Raw genomic sequence first — 18,894 nt, forward strand, 5'->3', positions numbered from 1 at the left:
AATGGTCCACATGGTAAAAGAATTAAGGCGTTAACTTGAAATTGGTGTTCTGAAAAGATATAGTTTACCTAATTCTTTTAGAAATATAAACAATCACTTGGAGGGTTGCCGACGTGAAAAAGGGATTTATCGCTCTGGCTGTTTCCTGCATCGTTCTTGCTGGATGCAGTTTTGGGGGAAGCGTGGAGAAAAAACTATCAGATACGATGACAAGCATGAGCGATTCAGAGAAAGCATACCGGGATGCGCAGGCTGAATTGACTAAACTAGAAGAGCGTGAGCAGGAGCTGTTTAAATCGACGATGGAATTGACGAAGGAAGATGATGATAAGGTCAAAGGAAATGTCGAGGAACTGATCGCTTCTGTCGATAATAGATTGAAAGTGTTAGATAAGGAATTGGATTCCATCCGTTCTTCCAAAGATACTGCAGTCAAATTAAAAGATGTTATTGAGAAAGCAGATGGAAAAGAAAAAGAAGATATTAAAACGCTCCAGGAACTGCTCGACAAACGTTATGATTTGCATACTTTGTTCTCCGAGGATTATAAAAGTCTAGCGGCGAAGCAAAAAGAATTTTACGAAATGCTGGATCGTGAAAATGCTGATATCGATCAGCTGAAAGAGAAAGTGGAAGAAATCAATTCATTGAACGGCAAAGTGAAATCGGCGATTGAAGATTTTAATCAGACAACAAAAGAAGTGAACACATTAAAAGATAAACTCTTTTCAAGTTTGAACTCAAAGGAATAAAGGAAGAGATAAGATGGGGAAGCTATATTCCTCATCTTTTTCCATTCTATTATAATACAGATGGTGAGTTGTGTTATTACAGTTTATTATTTTAATGTAATAGTGATAACGTAAAATGCCTCGTGAGCGTCGCCGTTTCAATGATTGACCAAAGTGTTGCACTTCAGTATACTGAGAAGGAATGATAATTGTATCAATCGATTGGAACATTCATCATAATACAGATGCAAAGGAGAGTTGCCGATATGGCTGCAAAAAAAGACAAGCAGTTCGATCCGGTGGAAACGCTTCATTCTATTGAAGAAAAGTTTGAAATGTTTCAAATACTGAACGAAGAAGGCGAAATCGTCAACGAGGAAGCGAATCCGAATTTATCGGATGAAGAACTTGTCGAGTTGATGTCGCGCATGGTGTATACAAGAATTTTGGATCAGCGTTCGATTTCCTTGAACCGTCAAGGGCGTCTGGGCTTCTATGCTCCGACAGCTGGGCAGGAAGCATCGCAATTGGCTTCCCATTACGCTTTGGAAAAAGACGATTTTATCCTCCCAGGATACCGTGACGTGCCACAAATCGTATTCCATGGTCTTCCATTACATATGGCATTCCTTTGGTCACGCGGACATTTTGAGGGAAGCATCATACCGGACGGTTTGAATATTTTCATGCCGCAAATTATCATCGGAGCTCAGTACATCCAAGCTGCAGGTGTTGCGTTAGGTTATCAAAAACGTGGTAAGAAAGCGGTTGCGATGACTTATACAGGCGACGGCGGTACTTCCCAAGGGGATTTCTACGAAGGGATCAACTTTGCGGGAGCTTATAAAGTTCCGGCGATTTTTGTTGTGCAAAACAACCAATATGCCATTTCTACTCCTCGTGAACTCCAAACAGCTGCCAAGACACTGGCTCAAAAAGGTGTAGCTGCAGGGGTGCCAAGCATTCTCGTAGATGGAATGGATGCTTTGGCTGTATATAAAGTGACTCGTGATGCAAGAGAACGTGCAATCAATGGGCAAGGCCCGACTTTGATTGAGACAATGTGCTATCGTTATGGTCCACATACGATGGCTGGTGATGATCCGACACGTTACCGGACTTCTGAAACTGATAGTGAATGGGAAAAGCGTGATCCATTGATCCGTTTCCGTAAATACCTAGAAGCCAAAGGAATCTGGAACGAAGAGAAAGAGAACGAAGTGATCGAACGCGCGAAAGAAGAAATCAAAGAAGCAATCAAGAAAGCAGACAGCGCACCGAAACAGAAGGTAAGCGATTTCATAAAAATCATGTACAAAGGCGACTTGCCTTACAACGTACAAGAGCAACTTGATATTTATACAGAGAAGGAGTCGAAGTAACCGATGGCACAAATGACGATGATTCAAGCGATTACCGATGCGATGCGCACGGAGCTTAAAAATGATGAAAACGTCCTCGTCTTCGGTGAAGACGTCGGGGTAAACGGTGGCGTTTTCCGTGCAACAGAAGGGCTTCAAAAAGAATTCGGCGAAGAACGCGTTTTTGATACGCCGTTAGCTGAATCAGGAATTGGAGGTCTTGCTGTCGGGTTGACGCTTACTGGCTTCCGTCCAGTGATGGAAATCCAATTCTTCGGCTTCCTTTATGAAGTGATTGACTCTGTCAGCGGCCAGCTAGCACGCCAATCATTCCGTACAGGCGGTAAATTCAATGCGCCTGTTACAATCCGTTCTCCATTTGGCGGCGGTGTAGCAACACCTGAAATGCATGCTGACAGCTTGGAAGGCCTGGTTGCCTCTCAGCCTGGATTAACAGTAGTCATTCCTTCCACTCCATATGATGCAAAAGGTCTTCTTATCTCGGCGATCCGCGATGAGAACCCGGTCATTTTCCTGGAGCATATGAAGCTATACCGTTCATTCAGACAGGAAGTGCCTGAAGAGGAATATACGATTCCACTTGGCAAAGCGGACGTGAAACGTGAAGGTAAGGACTTGTCGATCTTCACTTACGGTGCAATGGTGCATGAAAGTTTGAAAGCTGCCGAAGAACTTGAGAAAGAAGGATATTCGGTAGAAGTAGTCGACCTTCGTACAGTGCAGCCGCTTGATATTGAGACGATCGTGGCATCTGTCGAAAAGACAAATCGCGCAATTGTTGTCCAAGAAGCACAAAAGCAAGCTGGTATTGCAGCAAATGTCGTTGCTGAAATCACAGAGCGGGCTATCTTGAGCCTGGAAGCTCCTGTCTTGCGAGTAGCGGCTCCTGATACGATTTATCCTTTCGCACAAGGGGAGAACACTTGGCTTCCTAACTCGAAGGATATCATTGAAACTGCTAAAAAAGTTCTAACATTCTAATTGGTTAATCCATGAAATCGAGAAAGGGTGAATCTTGTGGCATATGAATTCCGTTTGCCAGATATCGGAGAAGGGATTCATGAAGGCGAAGTCGTAAAGTGGTTTGTCGCTAAAGGCGATCAGGTCAATGAAGACGATACGCTTCTTGAAATCCAGAACGATAAGGCTGTAGTTGAAATTCCTTCACCGGTAACTGGAACAGTCGAAGAAATTCTAGTGGAAGAAGGCAAGGTCGCTGTCGTCGGTGATGTATTGATCCGATTTGATGCACCTGGTTATGAAAGCGAACAAAGTTCAGAGGAAACAACGGAAGCGCAGGTCCAATCGACTGCTGAAGCAGGCCAAGAGCTGGACAAGGAAAAGACAGAACAACCTGCTGACAAGAAAAGCGGTGTTGCGATTTCTGGTGACGGCCAACGTGAAAAGGATCCGAACCAGCGTGTCATTGCCATGCCTTCCGTACGTAAATTTGCCCGCGAACATGACGTGGATATTCACCAAGTAAACGGAACAGGCAAAAATGGCCGCATTTTGAAGGAAGACGTTGAGGCATTTCTCAATGGCGGACAAGCCGCAGCGCAACCTGAAGAGGCTCAACAAGCGCCAGCAGAGGAAAAGGCTGTTTCCGAATCGCCGAAAGCAGCTCCTGCACCTGTTGCACTTGAAGGTGAATTCCCTGAAACAAGAGAAAAAATGTCCGGCATGAGAAAAGCGATCGCTAAAGCGATGGTCAACTCGAAGCATACGGCTCCCCATGTCACTTTGCTGGATGAAGTGGATGTCACTGAGCTTGTTGCGCACCGCAAAAAGTTCAAAGAAATCGCATCCGAAAAAGGCATTAAGCTGACGTACCTTCCGTATGTTGTGAAGGCACTTGTATCAACGTTGCGTGAATTCCCGCAATTGAATGCTTCCTTGGACGATGCAACTGAAGAGATTATCCAAAAGCATTATTTCAATATCGGAATCGCAGCTGATACAGATCGCGGACTGCTTGTTCCTGTCATCAAGCACGCGGACCGCAAGTCAGTGTTCGCCATCTCAGAAGAGATTAATCACTTGGCTGAAAAGGCGAGAGACGGCAAGTTGTCACCAAGCGAGATGAAAGGGGCTTCCTGCTCCATTACCAATATCGGTTCTGCCGGCGGGCAATGGTTCACGCCGATTATTAACCATCCGGAAGTGGCAATCCTTGGAATTGGCCGCATTTCTGAAAAACCTGTTGTAAAAAATGGTGAAATTGTAGCTGCACCTATGTTAGCATTATCATTGGTATTCGATCATCGGGTCATTGATGGTGTGACAGGTCAGCAAGCCTTGAACCATATCAAAAAATTGCTCGGTAATCCAGAACTTTTATTAATGGAGGCGTAAGCAAATGGTAGTAGGAGATTTTCCAATCGAAGTGGATACACTCGTCGTAGGATCAGGTCCCGGAGGATATGTTGCTGCGATCCGTGCAGCTCAATTAGGTCAAAAAGTGACGATTGTCGAGAAAGACACCCTCGGTGGAGTTTGTTTGAACGTAGGTTGTATTCCATCGAAAGCATTGATTTCTGTAGGTCATCGTTTTGAACACGCAAAAGGTTCCGATGACATGGGAATTACAGCAACGGAAGTCAAATTGGACTTCTCCAAAGCACAAGAATTTAAAAACAGCGTTGTCAAAAAATTGACAGGCGGTGTAGAAGGACTTCTCAAAGGCAATAAAGTTGATATCGTTAAAGGTGAAGCATATTTTGTAGATGCTAACACAGTGCGTGTCATGGATGAGAATTCCGCACAAACATATAAGTTTAAAAATGCGATCATCGCAACTGGTGCCCGTCCGGTTGAAATCCCGACGTTCAAGTACTCCAAACGCGTTATCAATTCTACTGGCGCTTTGAGCTTGGAAGAAGTACCAGGAAAATTAGTCGTCATCGGCGGCGGTTATATCGGTACTGAACTTGGTTCAGCATATGCGAATCTTGGGGCACAAGTGACAATCATCGAAGGCGGGGACGATATCCTTGCTGGATTTGAAAAACAAATGACTCAAATCGTGAAAAAAGGCTTGAAGAAAAAAGGCGTGGAAGTTGTTGTCAAAGCTTCTGCAAAAGGCGTTGAAGAGACAGATAACGGCGTAGTCGTTACGTATGAAGCTAAAGGCGAAGAAGTTAAAGTCGAAGCGGATTATGTACTCGTCACAGTTGGAAGACGTCCGAATACGGATGAAATCGGTCTTGAGGAAATGGGCGTTAAATTCCTTGAACGCGGCTTGATTGACGTTGATAAGCAATGCCGTACAAGTGTACCGAACATCTACGCAATCGGGGACATCGTGTCCGGCCCTCAGCTTGCACATAAAGCTTCTTATGAAGCGAAAATTGCAGCTGAAGCGATTTCAGGTGAAAAATCCGAAGTTGATTACTTAGCTATTCCAGCTGTTTGCTTCACAGATCCTGAACTTGCGACAGTCGGCTATAACGAGCAACAGGCGAAAGACGAAGGATTCGACGTAGTCGCAGGCAAATTCCCATTTGCAGCGAATGGCCGCGCGCTCTCTTTAAATGAAACAGATGGTTTTGTGAAACTTGTAGCGCGTAAAGAAGACGGTCTATTAATCGGTGCTCAAATCGTAGGATCGAATGCATCAGATATGATCGCTGAACTAGGTCTTGCGATTGAAGCTGGCATGACGCTTGAAGACATTGCAATGACTATCCATGCGCATCCTACCCTTGGAGAAATTTCCATGGAAGCAGCAGAAGTTGCGCTTGGCAAACCGATTCACATGATTACAAAGTAATACTCCAACCCGGAAAGGAGATCCTTTCCGGGTTTTTTGTCTTTATTTACATAGCAAAAAATTGCTGTATCTCCATAGGATAGAGATATAGAAAAACTGGAACACCTATGAGTGGAGTTGTCGTTTTTCACATGATAGGATGAAGAAAAAGGAGGAGACTATGAATAAATTTTTGGTATACATATTCACCAGTTTGATTCTAGTGATAGCAGGTTGTTCGCATTCTTCGGATGATAAAGTGGAGAAGAACGAGAATGGCAATCTTTCATCCTCACAAGGACAAAATGAAGGAGAAAAGAAGGAAACGGAAGAACCGGATGAGGAAGTGGAAGAAACTTCAGGAACAGAGATTGAAGAAACACAACCTGCAGCACCTTTATATAAATTAAATGAGGTGTACTCAGTTGTGCCGATCGATGAGGCAGATCCGAAAGTGGTTCTGCTTACCTTCGACGATGCTCCTGACAAACGAGCGCTAGACATTGCCAAGACGCTTCAAAAGATGGATGCGCCTGCGATATTCTTTGTCAATGGACATTTCCTGCAAACGGAGGAAAAGAAGAAGGTAGTAAAAGAACTATATGATATGGGGTTCTCGATAGGCAATCATACTAAAACCCATGCAAATCTGAAAGAGCTCTCTGAAGAGGAGCAGCGCGAGGAAATTGTTTCAGTCAATGATGATGTCGAAGCGATTACAGGGGAACGGCCCGTATTTTTCAGAGCTCCTTTCGGTGCCAATACCGATTTCAGCCGTGCATTAGCGAAACAGGAGGGGATGCTCCTGATGAACTGGTCGTATGGATATGATTTTGAAAAAGAGTATATGTCCAAAGAGAAGATTGCTGATATTATGGTGAACACTGAGTATCTGCGGAATGGCGCGAATCTGTTGATGCATGATCGTGACTGGACGGCTGATGCTTTAGAAGAGATTATTACAGGATTGCGCAACAAAGGGTATGACTTTGTCGATCCGAAGACTATACAGGGAGTGGGGGATGAGTGATGAAATGGAAAACTCGAGTGACCGACATGTTAGGTATCGAGCTGCCGATCATTCAAGGGGGATTGGCATATTTGGCATATTCCGAGCTGGCTTCGGCTGTTTCAAGCGCTGGCGGGCTTGGACAGATTACGGCGATGAGCTTGGAATCCCCTGAGCTTCTTCGGCAACAAATCAAGAAAGTGAAGCAGCTGACAGACAAGCCATTTGGTGTGAACTTTGCTATCGGACAACACGGAAGGCCGTTTGAGCATATGGTCGAAGCCGCCTTGGATGAAGGTGTTGGCATCATGTCAGTAACAGGAGGCAATCCCGCTCCTTTCTTTGACATGCTTCAAGGGACGTCCGTGAAGAAGCTGGTGCTTGTCGCAGCTAAGAGGCAGGCTGTGAAAGCTGAAGAGCTTGGTGCTGATGCTGTGATGGTCGTTGGGCAGGAAGGCGGCGGACATCTAGGCAGAGATGATATTGGCACTATGGTGCTAGTGCCGCAAGTTGTCGACAGTGTCAAAATCCCTGTTATCGCTTCCGGAGGAATTGGGGACGGAAGAGGCTGGATGGCCGCACATGCCCTTGGCGCGGAAGGCATTGAGATGGGAACGCGGTTCATTGCCACAAAGGAGTGTGTCCATGCGTCAAAAGCGTATCAGGAGGCAGTGGTACAAAGTGCTGAAACAGGTACTGCCATTATCAAACGGTCACTTGGAGCACCTGCTCGTGCGTTAAAGGGGCCATGGACGGAGAAAATTTTACGGCTCGAGTCAGAATCCGCCGGATATGAGGGTCTAAAACCATATATTAGCGGTGAAGCGAACCGGAGATTTATCCATGAAGGCGATCCAGAGCAAGGATTCGGCTGGGCCGGGCAAGTCGCTGGATTAATTAAAGATATCCCAACCGTACAGGAGTTATTTGGCCGGATGGTGTGTGAGGCAACAGAAATAAGGAAAAGATGGGGTAATGAAGGAGAGTGCTAAGATGGAATACAGTTATCCGATACGGCATGATTGGTCGACACAAGAGATTATTGAGGTAGTTTCTTTTTTTGAAATGATTGAAAAAGCATACGAGACAAAAGTGAAACGTGAAGAATTCATGCAAGCCTACCGTCAATTTAAGGGGGTTGTCCCCTCGATGGCGGAGGAGAAGACGCTGTTTAAGGAATTTGAAGAAGCAAGCGGCCTTAGCAGTTACCGGATCGTCAAACTTGCCAAAGAAGCGAATGATGGTGACTCCATTTCAGGATCATAATATAAAAAGAGTGCTGCGCAAGCTGCACTCTTTTTATTATCCACCAACAATTACATCATATACAGGGAGCAATTTGTTTATGGTCTGCCGGGTCAAATCCATAAATTCTTCTTTTGAGTAGGTGACAGCCTCTTCACGTGGGATATGCCTCCCGACTAGAAATTCCGCCTTCTTCACCGTTTGAAGCCTTTCCAGTAACGCTTCAATTCCAGCCTCTCCTGCTTCTTTCATTGTTTGGGCTTCCGGTTTCATATGGTCTCCCGAAATGATATATGTATCAGGCAAAGCGGTCAGAACCTTCTTATTGGCTTGCAGCCTTTCTGCAATCCCTTTTTTATCAGGGTTTTCATAAATGACGGCTAGTATAATGAACAGGTGAGTATTCCATAAACCAATTTGAAAATGTGGAAGCGCCTTGTAGCCACGTTTGGCGGGAGCAAATGCAACCCAGCTGTCTTTCGGCGGATTCACCGTTCTTCTGGCGTGTTTTGCAACATGAGGAAAAAACTCGCCTTTTCCATGCGATGACAGCTGGGAAGCGAATTCCTCTCCGAGTTCGTTAAATTTTGGCTGGATTTTTGTTTGAAGTGCGGTCATGCGATGCTCGAGCCCTTCAATGGTGAACACATTAAAATCATCCGGTGTCCAATAGCTTGTAGTTGTTGCCAATTTAATTCCTCCATTCGTTTATTCCACGTTTATCGTATCAAAAATTGGGGAACAATCTAATACAAGAAGGCTTATAACTAACAAAAGTAAAAACGGCGGCATACTTTATAGTAAGTGATAAGCACGGAAAACTATACTTCATAAAGGAGTGTTGAACATGAAACAAGTGGTCCATATTATACGAAAAGCTGAAATTGAAAAGGAATATGTCAATTTGCTTCAGTTGGAACTTGATTATGAATTGGCTACTCTTTACGATGCTGTACAGGAAAATGATACGAAGCAAATCGGCAGAAGCAAGAAAAGATTGACTGAAATTCACGGCGAGCTGGAGACATTCAATGCTTTTGCGTAACCGAATATTGCTACCCGAAAAAAGGCTTCTGTCCACGCTCTTCTGAAAGGAAGATGTTGTGAACGGTTGCCTTTTTTTGCGTCCGGTCGTATCCAATCTAATTAGAAAAAAGAGCTCTGTCAACGGAAATGAATTTAGAACAGGTAGCGGATTGATCCTTAGTTGAAATTGACGATCAATGAATCGGACGCCGCAGTGTGAGCCCGGCTTTCAGAGATGATGGAGATGTATGGTATACTGGACAAAATGTTGAATGAAAACGAGGTGGGCAGACATGAATTTAGGATATATTGATCGATTTGCAAAGTCGCTTATTCGAGAAGCAGGACATAAAATACGCATTTCGTTTTATAGCCAGATCGATGTGGAGTCGAAAGCGGAGGCCAATGATCTGGTTACAAATATTGATAAAGAAGTGGAACGATTTTTTATTAAACGAATTCGAGATGCTTTTCCTGACCATAAAATTTTTGGTGAAGAAGGATTTGGAGACCGAATTCACTCACTTGATGGTGTCGTATGGCTCCTAGATCCCATAGATGGAACGATGAATTTTATTCACCAAAAAAAGAATTTTGCCATCTCACTTGGAATATACAAAGACGGGGTAGGGATGCTCGGGTATATTTATGATGTCATGGCGGATGATTTTTACCATGCCGTCAAGGGAGAGGGGGCATACTACAACGACGAGAGACTTCCTCTGCTGGAAGTGACGCCGCTGGAAGAAGCGGTAATTGGCATCAATGCCAGTTGGGTCGTGCCGAATCGCAGGGTAGAGCATGAACCGCTCATTGAACTTGTTGCAAAATGCAGAGGCACCCGTTCTTATGGTTCCGCTGCCATAGAGCTTGCTTATGTGGCTTCTGGCAGAATTGACGCCTATGTGTCCATGCGGCTTGCTCCATGGGATATCGCAGGAGGCATGGTAATTGCACAGGAGGTCGGAGCGGTGGCGACGAACCTGAAAGGGGAAACGCCTCATCTGCTTGGAACCGATACTTTTATTGTGGCGCGTCCAGGATTGCATGACAACATGCTTCGAAACCATATCCGTTTGAAATAAAGAACAGGCACGCTTCCATACATAGACGGAAAAAGGACTGGCAGGAAAGAATCCTCTGCCAGTCCTTTACTTGAAAGGGCACTGATAATCTTGATTTATAATAAGCCTTTTTCACGCATTTTCTTTTTCGTCTTGAATCCGTTTCCCATGACGAAAATCAATGCGAGTATAGCAACAATGGCAACGGGGATGCTACGCATGCCGACTGCAACGCCAATTCCGCACATAGCGGCGACTGCGCCTAATGAATAAAGCACGAAAACCCACTTTATATTATTCAAAAAAAACCCTCCACATAAAGTAAATGTTTTTTAATCTTGTACTCATGTGCTATAATAACACAGTTAATCACCTGAAAAAAGAATATTGGAGTGAAATTATGACTACATCTCGTAATGATTTACGTAATATAGCAATTATTGCCCACGTTGACCACGGAAAAACGACACTAGTCGACCAATTGCTAAGACAATCAGGAATATTCCGTTCGAATGAACATGTGGATGAACGCGCAATGGATTCCAATGATTTAGAGCGGGAACGTGGAATTACGATTCTAGCAAAGAACACGGGAATTGAATATAACAATACAAAAATCAATATCTTGGATACACCAGGACATGCCGATTTCGGAGGCGAGGTAGAACGGATCCTCCGCATGGTAGATGGAGTCATCCTTGTTGTCGATTCCTTTGAAGGCTGTATGCCGCAAACGCGTTTTGTATTGAAAAAAGCGTTAGAGACTAATTTGAAGCCAATCGTCGTCGTGAATAAAATCGACCGCGAATTTGCCCGCCCGGAAGAAGTTGTCGATGAAGTCCTTGAATTATTCATTGAACTTGATGCGAACGATGAGCAGCTTGAGTTCCCTGTCGTCTATGCATCCGGTTTTAATGGAACAGCTAGCCTCTCGCCAAATCCGGCAGATCAAGAAGAGACGCTGCGCGTCCTGTTTGATGCCATCTTGGAACACATCCCTGCGCCTGTCGATAATCGTGAAGAACCACTTCAGTTCCAAGTATCGCTTCTTGACTACAATGACTATGTAGGTAGAATCGGGATTGGACGTGTTTTCCGCGGTACGATGAAAGTAGGCCAGCAAGTATCAGTCCTGAAACGGGATGGATCGACGAAGAATTTCCGCGTTACTAAAATGTATGGATTCCTTGGTTTGAAACGGATTGAAATACAAGAAGCGTTTGCAGGAGACCTCATTGCCGTATCAGGCATGGAAGATATTGATGTCGGTGAAACGGTTTGCCCGGTAGATCATTTGGAAGCATTGCCTGAACTTCACGTGGACGAGCCTACTTTGCAGATGACATTCCTAGTGAATAACAGTCCGTTTGCCGGTAAGGAAGGGAAATGGGTGACTGCCCGTAAGATAGAAGAGCGGCTGGAACAGCAATTGCAGACTGATGTATCGCTGCGGGTCGACCCAACTGACTCTCCTGATGCATGGATCGTATCTGGACGTGGTGAGTTGCATCTTTCCATCTTAATTGAAAACATGCGACGTGAAGGATATGAACTGCAAGTATCGAAGCCGGAAGTTATCGTGAAAACGATTGATGGTGTCCGCTGCGAACCGGTTGAGCGTGTGCAAATCGACATACCTGAAGAATATACAGGTTCGATCATCGAATCAATTGGTGAACGCAAAGGCGAAATGCTTGATATGATTAATAACGGCAACGGTCAAGTTCGTCTGATCTTCCTCGTTCCAGCGAGAGGATTGATCGGTTATTCTACCGAGTTCTTGACGCTGACAAGAGGTTACGGAATCATTAACCATACATTTGATTCGTATAAGCCACTTGCTACTGGAAGAGTCGGCGGTCGCCGTCATGGGGTTCTCGTGTCTATGGAGAACGGAACAGTGACAGGTTACGGAATCATGCAGCTGGAAGACCGCGGTGTCATGTTCGTGGAAGCCGGAACGGATATTTACGCTGGCATGATTGTAGGGGAAAACAACCGGGACAATGACTTGACGATCAACTTGACCAAAGTGAAGCACGCAACCAACGTTCGTTCTGCTACGAAAGATCAGACGGTCACAACGAAAAAACCACGGATTCTATCCTTGGAAGAAGCTTTGCAATATGTCGGAGATGATGAATATTGTGAAGTGACGCCGCAATCAATTCGTTTGCGCAAGAAGATTCTTGATAAAAACGAGCGGGAACGTGCACAAAAAAAGAAAAAACTCGGTGAATGAGGTATAATGGACAAAGCTAGTAAAAAGAATGCGTACAATCGCTTTGTTTAGAAGGGAATGTGCTATATGAATGGTCCTATCGGGGATGCAGAAACTATTGAAGCCATGTCTCCAGTTGTGCGGATGATTTATGAACTGACATCGTCATCCATGACCGGAATTGTGTTGTTCGCAGTTGTTTTCATCCTTTCCGCCATCGTATATAAGTTAGGATTCGCAAGGAAAATAAAGTTTTGGCAAAATATCGTTGTCTATAGCTTCCTATTTTTAGGGTGCATCGTTTTAACGTTTTTCGCCATTTTCCTGCCTATAGTAGAAGGATTGATTGTGGCGGCGCTCATTCTGATTATTTATCGGCTGCGCCGTCTCAATGAACATAAAAAGGACTCTGTCGTATCTTGACAGAGTCCTTTTTTTACTTATTAAAATTCTTTTTCTGATACATGTGAGCTACGGTAGAACGTAAAGTTGCCGGTCGCCAGGCGTTTGCTTGTTTCATCTGCAATCCGCTCGTGGCAGGTGTCACACATATAGGTGTTGATCGGATGGTTGCGCAGCTTCTTTGCGAGCGGCAGATCATCCGGTAGTTGACCGATTTCATCGCATAAGACGCATTTTACACGCATCTCCTCAACTCCTTCAAATTGGTATTAATCCACACGGATAGCTGTAACATCCTTGATCGGGTTCTCAAGATTCGATCCGTCACGGAAGAGCACATAGACGGGACCACCTTCTTTTACCGGCTTTCCTTCAATACTGTATTGAAGAATCATATCTACCGCATCCTTGAGAGGAAAAGTATGCTCCCCATCACCAGTTACAAATGAAAACGTAGTGGCGTTTTCCCCTGGTTCGGCGTTTTTAATGAAAGGTTCAAGCAGCATGCCGAATGTGCCTGTCAGCATTTTTTGCTTCTCGTATTTCTTCTCAGTCTTTAAAGTAGGGGGGAACGTAGCCCCTTCCATAATTTCGCGGGACCAATGCTTGCCCATCGCTTCTTTATACTCTTCCATTTCGTCCCGTTCTACATGCTGATCAGTAAAAAATGTATCAAGATCGAGTCTTCTATCGTCAAAAATCCATACGGTCGGATCTAACGTGATACTAAATTTAACATTTCCTGTTACAGGGATAATTGTTTCCACTTCACAGAACCTCCTACATAATAAAAGCGTCATAATGTAAGTATAACGCTTTATTTCATCGGAGGAAAGTCATTTACCATTCCCATCGACCAAGGGAAACACTTGCATTTTATCTTATCAAAAGATACAATTTACGTATGGTCACCATGATGGAATAATAGGTGAATGGGGGCGTCCTCATGGATATAGAAGTGCGAGAGACATATCAGGAGAAAGCTTTGAAACAACTTCAGGCAGATGCCGAGAAGATCGCTCAACTCATCAAAGTGCAGATGGATCATTTGACGATGCCTCAATGCCCACTTTATGAAGAAGTGTTGGATACGCAAATGTACGGGTTATCTAGAGAGATTGATTTCGCTGTCAAGTTGGGCTTGATCGAACGCGAAAAAGGAAAGGAAATCCTCTCCTTGCTTGAAAAAGAAATGAATGTCTTGCATGAATTATATACAGACAAATAGACGTAAGACTCAAACTCGTTAAAGGTTTGAGTTTTTTATTTAATGAAAACGGGGAATTGCCATGAAAAATTACGTTAAAAGAATGATTAAGAACTTCGATTTTCCATTATTTTTTACATATGTGCTGCTCTGTTCGTTCGGTCTTGTCATGATTTACAGCTCCAGTATGGCTTGGGCGGTGAATAAGTATGGATATGCTCCGGATTATTTCTACAGAAAGCAGCTTATTAACCTTACAATTGCGGGCATTGCTTTTTTTGTTGCCGCCTTTTTCCCGTTCCAAAATTATAAAAGGAAAGGGTTCATGGTCTCCTCTGTCGTTATCATGTTTTTCCTGTTAATCTTAGTCCATTTCATTGGATATGGTGGGGACGTCGGAGCGCAAAGCTGGATCCAACTGCCTAAGCTAGGTAGTATTCAACCATCGGAAGTGGCCAAGCTTGTTATCATCATTTATTTTGCGAGCGTTTTTGCGAAAAAATATGAAGCTGGAACGATAGATGATATTAATAGATCAATTGCTCCACCGGTATTCATTTTGATTCTAGCGGTCGGTTCCATCATGACGGAAACGGACATCGGTACCTCTTTTATCATTCTCATGGCAGCTTTGGCGGTGCTGGCTTCCAGCGGCATTAAAGTACGGACCTTTGGGAAAATATGCGGTTATATTGGCTTGGCAATGATTCCAATGGCCATTGGCATTTTCTTGGCATGGGATACCATTATGACTCCTGGCCGGAAAGGGCGGATCCTATCTTTCTTGAATCCGTTTGACTATATGCAGGGATCTGGCTATCAAATTGCAAATGGGTATATCGCTATCGGAACAGGTGGAGTGAAAGGGCTCGGATTGGGGAATTCGATTCAAAAACTCGGTTATTTGCCTGAGCCGCAGACGGATGTCATCATGGCCGTCATTTCAGAAGAAACAGGTATTCTTGGAACGTTTATCGTTATTGGGGGATTAGGATTTATTGTGCTGCGTGCGCTATTCATTGCCATGCGCACAAAGGATCCGCAAGCAAGGATGCTTGCTGCAGGGATTGGCAGTGTCATCGGCATTCAGACATTTGTCAATATTGGGGGGCTAACCGGCTTAATTCCACTGACAGGTGTGCCGCTCCCGTTTATTAGTTATGGCGGAACTTCAATTATTCTGTTATCTTTAGCTTTAGGAATATTGATGAATGTGTCAATGTTCGTAAAATACAAAAAGAATACTAGTAAAGGGAGTGCCTGAAGTGGAAATGGGAGAAATCAAGAAAATTCTCGTAGCAAACAGAGGCGAAATCGCCATCCGTATTTTTCGTGCTTGTACAGAGCTGAAAATACCGACTGTCGGCATTTATTCTGCCGAAGACAGAGGTTCTTTCCATCGTTACAAGGCTGATGAGTCCTATTTGGTCGGCGAGGGGAAAAAACCGATTGATGCGTATTTGGATATTGAAGGAATCATCCAAATCGCAAAGGAATGTGGTGCCAATGCTGTTCATCCAGGGTACGGCTTTCTGGCTGAAAACGTTCAGTTTGCTAAGCGCCTTGAAGAGGAAGGCATCATATTCATCGGTCCTAAATCAGAGCATCTTGATATGTTTGGCGATAAGGTCAAAGCGCGGGAACAGGCAATTCGCGCAGGCATTCCCGTCATACCTGGCAGTGACGGACCAGTGAAATCGATGGAAGAAGTCAGTTCTTTCGGTGAGAAATACGGGTATCCGATCATCATAAAAGCTTCCCTTGGAGGCGGAGGACGTGGAATGAGAATTGTCCACGACGCCGGTGAAGTTGCGGAAGCATATGAGCGTGCCAGGTCGGAAGCAAAATCTGCGTTTGGCTCGGATGAAGTGTATGTGGAAAAGTATATTAACAAACCAAAGCATATTGAAGTTCAAATCATAGGTGATACATATGGAAATGTCGTCCACCTTTATGAACGGGATTGTTCGATTCAGCGGCGTCATCAAAAAGTCGTCGAAATCGCACCATCCATCTCACTTGAAGATGAATTAAGAAAAGCGATTTGTGAGGCAGCTGTCGTATTGATGAAAAATGTTTCATATATCAATGCCGGAACAGTCGAATTCCTCGTGTCGGATGGCAATTTTTATTTTATTGAGGTAAACCCGCGAATACAAGTGGAGCACACCATTACAGAAATGGTGACAGGCGTCGATATTGTCCATGCGCAAATCCATATCGCGAATGGCAGTGATTTGCATGAGGGGAAAGCCGCAGTGCCAAAGCAGGATGAAATTCCGCTGTTTGGCTATGCAATTCAATCTCGCGTGACGACAGAAGATCCATTGAACGATTTCATGCCGGATACAGGTAAATTGATGGTGTACCGGTCAGGCGGTGGATTCGGGGTTAGGCTAGACGCCGGAAATGGTTTCCAAGGGGCTGTCATAACGCCTTATTATGATTCCTTGTTAGTGAAAGTCTCGACATGGGGTACGACATTCAGGGATGCGGCAGCTAAAATGGACCGCAATCTGCAGGAGTTCCGTATCCGCGGTATTAAAACGAACATTCCGTTCCTTGAAAATGTCGTGCGGCATGAAAGCTTCCTGACAGGCAATTATGATACAGGATTCATTGACAGCACGCCGGAATTGTTTGAGTTCCCGGTTCGTCTTGATCGAGGCACCAAGCTACTAAATTATTTGGGGAATGTAACCGTAAACGGTTTTCCAGGAATCGGAAAACAATCCAAACCGGTATTCCATCCGGTTCGTAAACCGGCAGTCGATTTATCGGCTCCGCCAACCCCAGGGACAAAGCAAATCCTAGACGAGCGGGGTGCGGACGGACTGATCGAGTGGGTGAAAAGCCAAAACGATGTGTTGCTGACAGATACGACTTTCAGGGATGCCCATCAATCCCTCCTAGCAACGCGAGTGCGGACATCAGATCTGCTTAACATCGCATCTGAATCTGCACGGCTAATGCCCGATCTGTTTTCCTATGAGATGTGGGGAGGCGCCACGTTTGATGTCGCTTATCGATTCTTAAAAGAGGATCCATGGGACAGGCTGGAAAAGTTGCGGAAACAAATTCCGAATGTATTGTTCCAAATGCTGTTCCGTGGAGCTAATGCGGTAGGCTATTCCAACTATCCGGACAATGTCATCCGTGAATTTGTCAAAAATGCAGCAGAGGCGGGAATCGATGTCTTCCGCATATTTGACAGCCTTAACTGGATTAAAGGAATGGAAGTGGCCATTGAAGCGACGAGGGACGCAGGTAAGGTTGCAGAGGCAGCTCTCTGTTATACAGGCGACCTGTTGGATGAATCCAGAGCGAAATATACTGTGGATTATTATAAGAAGATGGCGAAGGAATTGGAAGCAACGGGAGCCCATATACTGGCAATCAAAGATATGGCCGGATTGTTAAAGCCAGAAGCAGCTTATCGTTTGATTTCAGAATTAAAAGATAGCATTTCTATCCCGATCCATCTTCATTCTCATGATACGAGCGGCAATGGAATTTACATGTATGCCAGAGCGATCGAAGCTGGTGTCGATATTGTCGATACAGCACTTGGAGCCATGGCCGGCCTGACATCCCAGCCTTCCGCGAGCTCTTTATTCTACGCCTTGCAATATGGCAAGCGGAACATTCGGGCAGACGTGAAAGCACTGGAAGATTTGTCGTATTATTGGGAAGATGTACGAAAGTATTATCAGCATTTTGAAAGTGGCATGATCAGTCCGCACTCAGAAATCTATGTACACGAAATGCCGGGAGGCCAATATTCCAACTTACAGCAACAGGCGAAAGCAGTTGGTCTTGGCGAACGATGGGAAGAAGTTAAAGAGATGTATTCCCGCGTAAATTTGCTGTTTGGCGATGTCGTGAAAGTAACGCCTTCTTCTAAAGTAGTCGGGGATATGGCGTTGTTTATGGTACAGAATCAGCTGGATGAGGAAACTGTCATCACGAGAGGGGTATCAATCGACTTCCCTGAATCGGTCATCGAATTCTTTGAAGGGTATATCGGACAGCCATATGGCGGATTCCCGGAAGAATTACAGCGCATCGTCTTGAAAGAAAGAAAGCCGATCACCGTGCGGCCGGGTGAACTACTGGATGATGTTGATTTTGAATCAATCAAGCAAAAACTGGAGGGCTTGGTGGATGGGCAGGCAACGATGCAGGATGCACTTGCCTATGCATTATATCCAAAAGTATTTGAAGAGTACTCTGTAGTGAAAAAACAGTTCGGCGATGTATCAGTCATCAGCACACCAGAGTTTTTATTCGGAATGCGTCTCGGCCAGGAAATCGAAGTGGAAATTGAACGCGGGAAAACGCTGATCGTCAAGCTGGTATCCATCGGTGAACCACAGTCCGACGGCACACGGATCATCTATTTCGAAATGAACGGCCAGCCGCGTGAAGTGCTGATCCAAGACATGAGCGTGGAAGCGGACGTCGTGCGCAAGCAGAAAGCGGATCCATCGAATGATACCCATATTGCGGCGACAATGCCGGGCACTGTGCTAAAAGTGGCCGTCTCGGCAGGCGCAAAGGTGAAGAGGGGAGAACACTTGCTCATCACCGAAGCAATGAAGATGGAGACAACTATCCAAGCGCCGTTCGCGGGCACCGTCAAAGCCATCCACGTCGGAGCAGGCGAAGCCATCTCGACAGGCGACTTGCTGCTTGAATTGGAACACTAAGTAACAAGAGCAACTTCATAAGTGTATGTATGAAACGGGCGGAGAAAAACAAGTTGTTTTTCTCCGTCTTTTTCTATTGACAGAAAGAGCTGCTTGGATGTGTGATTGATACCTTCATGCCAGCCGTTCGGGAAGTGCTCGATAATT

General features: G+C 44.8%; 19 protein-coding genes. 15 read left to right on the forward strand and 4 right to left on the reverse strand.

Translation table 11 applies throughout. The annotated features are described in order from the left end of the window. Positions 1–113 precede the first annotated feature (113 nt). From ACSW3C_RS16215 to ACSW3C_RS16250, 8 genes are all read left to right on the forward strand, one after another. Positions 114–752, forward strand: coding sequence for a YkyA family protein (locus ACSW3C_RS16215; protein WP_486563853.1), 639 nt, complete (start codon positions 114–116; stop codon positions 750–752). A gap of 245 nt (positions 753–997) precedes the next feature. Beyond that, positions 998–2,113 (forward strand): pyruvate dehydrogenase (acetyl-transferring) E1 component subunit alpha, encoded by a 1,116-nt coding sequence (pdhA, locus tag ACSW3C_RS16220; protein WP_238079850.1) that lies wholly within the window; start codon positions 998–1,000, stop codon positions 2,111–2,113. Between the two features lie 3 nt (positions 2,114–2,116). Then, positions 2,117–3,094, forward strand: a complete 978-nt coding sequence (locus tag ACSW3C_RS16225) for an alpha-ketoacid dehydrogenase subunit beta (RefSeq protein WP_486563855.1) — start codon at positions 2,117–2,119, stop codon at positions 3,092–3,094. A 36-nt stretch (positions 3,095–3,130) separates the two neighbouring features. Then, positions 3,131–4,468, forward strand: a complete 1,338-nt coding sequence (locus ACSW3C_RS16230; protein ID WP_486563856.1) for a dihydrolipoamide acetyltransferase family protein — start codon at positions 3,131–3,133, stop codon at positions 4,466–4,468. A gap of 4 nt (positions 4,469–4,472) precedes the next feature. After that, positions 4,473–5,885 carry a dihydrolipoyl dehydrogenase gene (lpdA, locus tag ACSW3C_RS16235; RefSeq protein WP_486563858.1) on the forward strand — a complete coding sequence of 471 codons (1,413 nt, stop codon included), beginning with the start codon at positions 4,473–4,475 and terminating at the stop codon, positions 5,883–5,885. 160 nt (positions 5,886–6,045) lie between these two features. After that, positions 6,046–6,894, forward strand: a complete 849-nt coding sequence (locus ACSW3C_RS16240) for a polysaccharide deacetylase family protein (RefSeq protein WP_486563859.1) — start codon at positions 6,046–6,048, stop codon at positions 6,892–6,894. Further along, complete coding sequence (locus tag ACSW3C_RS16245; RefSeq protein WP_486563860.1) at positions 6,894–7,865, forward strand: NAD(P)H-dependent flavin oxidoreductase; 972 nt, start codon at positions 6,894–6,896, stop codon at positions 7,863–7,865. Before ACSW3C_RS16240 ends, ACSW3C_RS16245 begins: the two co-directional genes overlap by 1 nt. 1 nt (position 7,866) lies before the next feature. Beyond that, positions 7,867–8,139: a UPF0223 family protein gene (locus ACSW3C_RS16250; RefSeq protein ID WP_486563862.1), complete on the forward strand. Its 273-nt coding sequence runs from the start codon at positions 7,867–7,869 to the stop codon at positions 8,137–8,139. 36 nt (positions 8,140–8,175) lie between these two features. On the opposite strand, the gene ACSW3C_RS16255 is transcribed toward ACSW3C_RS16250, so the two are convergent. After that, positions 8,176–8,808: a YktB family protein gene (locus tag ACSW3C_RS16255; protein WP_486563863.1), complete on the reverse strand. Its 633-nt coding sequence runs from the start codon at positions 8,806–8,808 to the stop codon at positions 8,176–8,178. A gap of 157 nt (positions 8,809–8,965) precedes the next feature. On the opposite strand from ACSW3C_RS16255, the gene ACSW3C_RS16260 reads away from it, so the two are divergent. Next, the gene (locus ACSW3C_RS16260) at positions 8,966–9,163 is read left to right on the forward strand and encodes a hypothetical protein (RefSeq protein ID WP_486563864.1); all 198 of its coding nucleotides are present in this window, start codon (positions 8,966–8,968) and stop codon (positions 9,161–9,163) included. Between the two features lie 274 nt (positions 9,164–9,437). Then, positions 9,438–10,229, forward strand: coding sequence for an inositol monophosphatase family protein (locus tag ACSW3C_RS16265; RefSeq protein WP_486563865.1), 792 nt, complete (start codon positions 9,438–9,440; stop codon positions 10,227–10,229). Between the two features lie 95 nt (positions 10,230–10,324). Here the strand turns inward: ACSW3C_RS16265 and ACSW3C_RS16270 are convergent, their stop codons facing one another. After that, on the reverse strand, positions 10,325–10,510 hold the full coding sequence (locus tag ACSW3C_RS16270; protein WP_207962262.1) for a YlaF family protein: 186 nt from the start codon (positions 10,508–10,510) through the stop codon (positions 10,325–10,327). Positions 10,511–10,608: 98 nt separating this feature from the next. Between ACSW3C_RS16270 and typA the strand changes: the two genes are divergently transcribed. Together typA and ACSW3C_RS16280 are read left to right on the forward strand one after the other, a co-directional pair. After that, positions 10,609–12,450, forward strand: a complete 1,842-nt coding sequence (gene typA / locus ACSW3C_RS16275; protein WP_486563866.1) for a translational GTPase TypA — start codon at positions 10,609–10,611, stop codon at positions 12,448–12,450. A 66-nt stretch (positions 12,451–12,516) separates the two neighbouring features. Next, positions 12,517–12,852 (forward strand): YlaH-like family protein, encoded by a 336-nt coding sequence (locus ACSW3C_RS16280; RefSeq protein ID WP_238079838.1) that lies wholly within the window; start codon positions 12,517–12,519, stop codon positions 12,850–12,852. Positions 12,853–12,872: 20 nt separating this feature from the next. Here the strand turns inward: ACSW3C_RS16280 and ACSW3C_RS16285 are convergent, their stop codons facing one another. Next, positions 12,873–13,076 carry a YlaI family protein gene (locus ACSW3C_RS16285; protein WP_486563867.1) on the reverse strand — a complete coding sequence of 68 codons (204 nt, stop codon included), beginning with the start codon at positions 13,074–13,076 and terminating at the stop codon, positions 12,873–12,875. A 24-nt stretch (positions 13,077–13,100) separates the two neighbouring features. Further along, complete coding sequence (locus ACSW3C_RS16290; RefSeq protein ID WP_486563868.1) at positions 13,101–13,598, reverse strand: peptidyl-prolyl cis-trans isomerase; 498 nt, start codon at positions 13,596–13,598, stop codon at positions 13,101–13,103. 179 nt (positions 13,599–13,777) lie between these two features. Between ACSW3C_RS16290 and ACSW3C_RS16295 the strand changes: the two genes are divergently transcribed. The 3 genes from ACSW3C_RS16295 to pyc all read left to right on the forward strand — a co-directional run bounded on the left by ACSW3C_RS16295 (position 13,778) and on the right by pyc (position 18,747). Next, positions 13,778–14,059, forward strand: coding sequence for an Fpa/YlaN family protein (locus ACSW3C_RS16295; protein ID WP_238084326.1), 282 nt, complete (start codon positions 13,778–13,780; stop codon positions 14,057–14,059). A gap of 61 nt (positions 14,060–14,120) precedes the next feature. After that, on the forward strand, positions 14,121–15,302 hold the full coding sequence (locus ACSW3C_RS16300; RefSeq protein WP_486563869.1) for an FtsW/RodA/SpoVE family cell cycle protein: 1,182 nt from the start codon (positions 14,121–14,123) through the stop codon (positions 15,300–15,302). Positions 15,303–15,309: 7 nt separating this feature from the next. Further along, a complete protein-coding gene (pyc, locus tag ACSW3C_RS16305; RefSeq protein WP_486563876.1) occupies positions 15,310–18,747 on the forward strand; it encodes a pyruvate carboxylase in 3,438 nt (1,145 codons plus the stop codon). Positions 18,748–18,894 lie beyond the last annotated feature (147 nt).

The organism is Sporosarcina sp. AD_1, from assembly GCF_057373025.1.

Coding starts and splice junctions, on each gene's coding strand:
- pdhA (WP_238079850.1), top strand. CDS start 998: ATGGCTGCAAAAAAAGACAAGCAGTTCGATCCGGTGGAAACGCTTCAT.
- ACSW3C_RS16225 (WP_486563855.1), top strand. CDS start 2,117: ATGGCACAAATGACGATGATTCAAGCGATTACCGATGCGATGCGCACG.
- lpdA (WP_486563858.1), top strand. CDS start 4,473: ATGGTAGTAGGAGATTTTCCAATCGAAGTGGATACACTCGTCGTAGGA.
- ACSW3C_RS16240 (WP_486563859.1), top strand. CDS start 6,046: ATGAATAAATTTTTGGTATACATATTCACCAGTTTGATTCTAGTGATA.
- ACSW3C_RS16245 (WP_486563860.1), top strand. CDS start 6,894: ATGAAATGGAAAACTCGAGTGACCGACATGTTAGGTATCGAGCTGCCG.
- ACSW3C_RS16250 (WP_486563862.1), top strand. CDS start 7,867: ATGGAATACAGTTATCCGATACGGCATGATTGGTCGACACAAGAGATT.
- ACSW3C_RS16260 (WP_486563864.1), top strand. CDS start 8,966: ATGAAACAAGTGGTCCATATTATACGAAAAGCTGAAATTGAAAAGGAA.
- ACSW3C_RS16265 (WP_486563865.1), top strand. CDS start 9,438: ATGAATTTAGGATATATTGATCGATTTGCAAAGTCGCTTATTCGAGAA.
- typA (WP_486563866.1), top strand. CDS start 10,609: ATGACTACATCTCGTAATGATTTACGTAATATAGCAATTATTGCCCAC.
- ACSW3C_RS16280 (WP_238079838.1), top strand. CDS start 12,517: ATGAATGGTCCTATCGGGGATGCAGAAACTATTGAAGCCATGTCTCCA.
- ACSW3C_RS16285 (WP_486563867.1), bottom strand. CDS start 13,076: ATGCGTGTAAAATGCGTCTTATGCGATGAAATCGGTCAACTACCGGAT.
- ACSW3C_RS16295 (WP_238084326.1), top strand. CDS start 13,778: ATGGATATAGAAGTGCGAGAGACATATCAGGAGAAAGCTTTGAAACAA.
- ACSW3C_RS16300 (WP_486563869.1), top strand. CDS start 14,121: ATGAAAAATTACGTTAAAAGAATGATTAAGAACTTCGATTTTCCATTA.
- pyc (WP_486563876.1), top strand. CDS start 15,310: ATGGGAGAAATCAAGAAAATTCTCGTAGCAAACAGAGGCGAAATCGCC.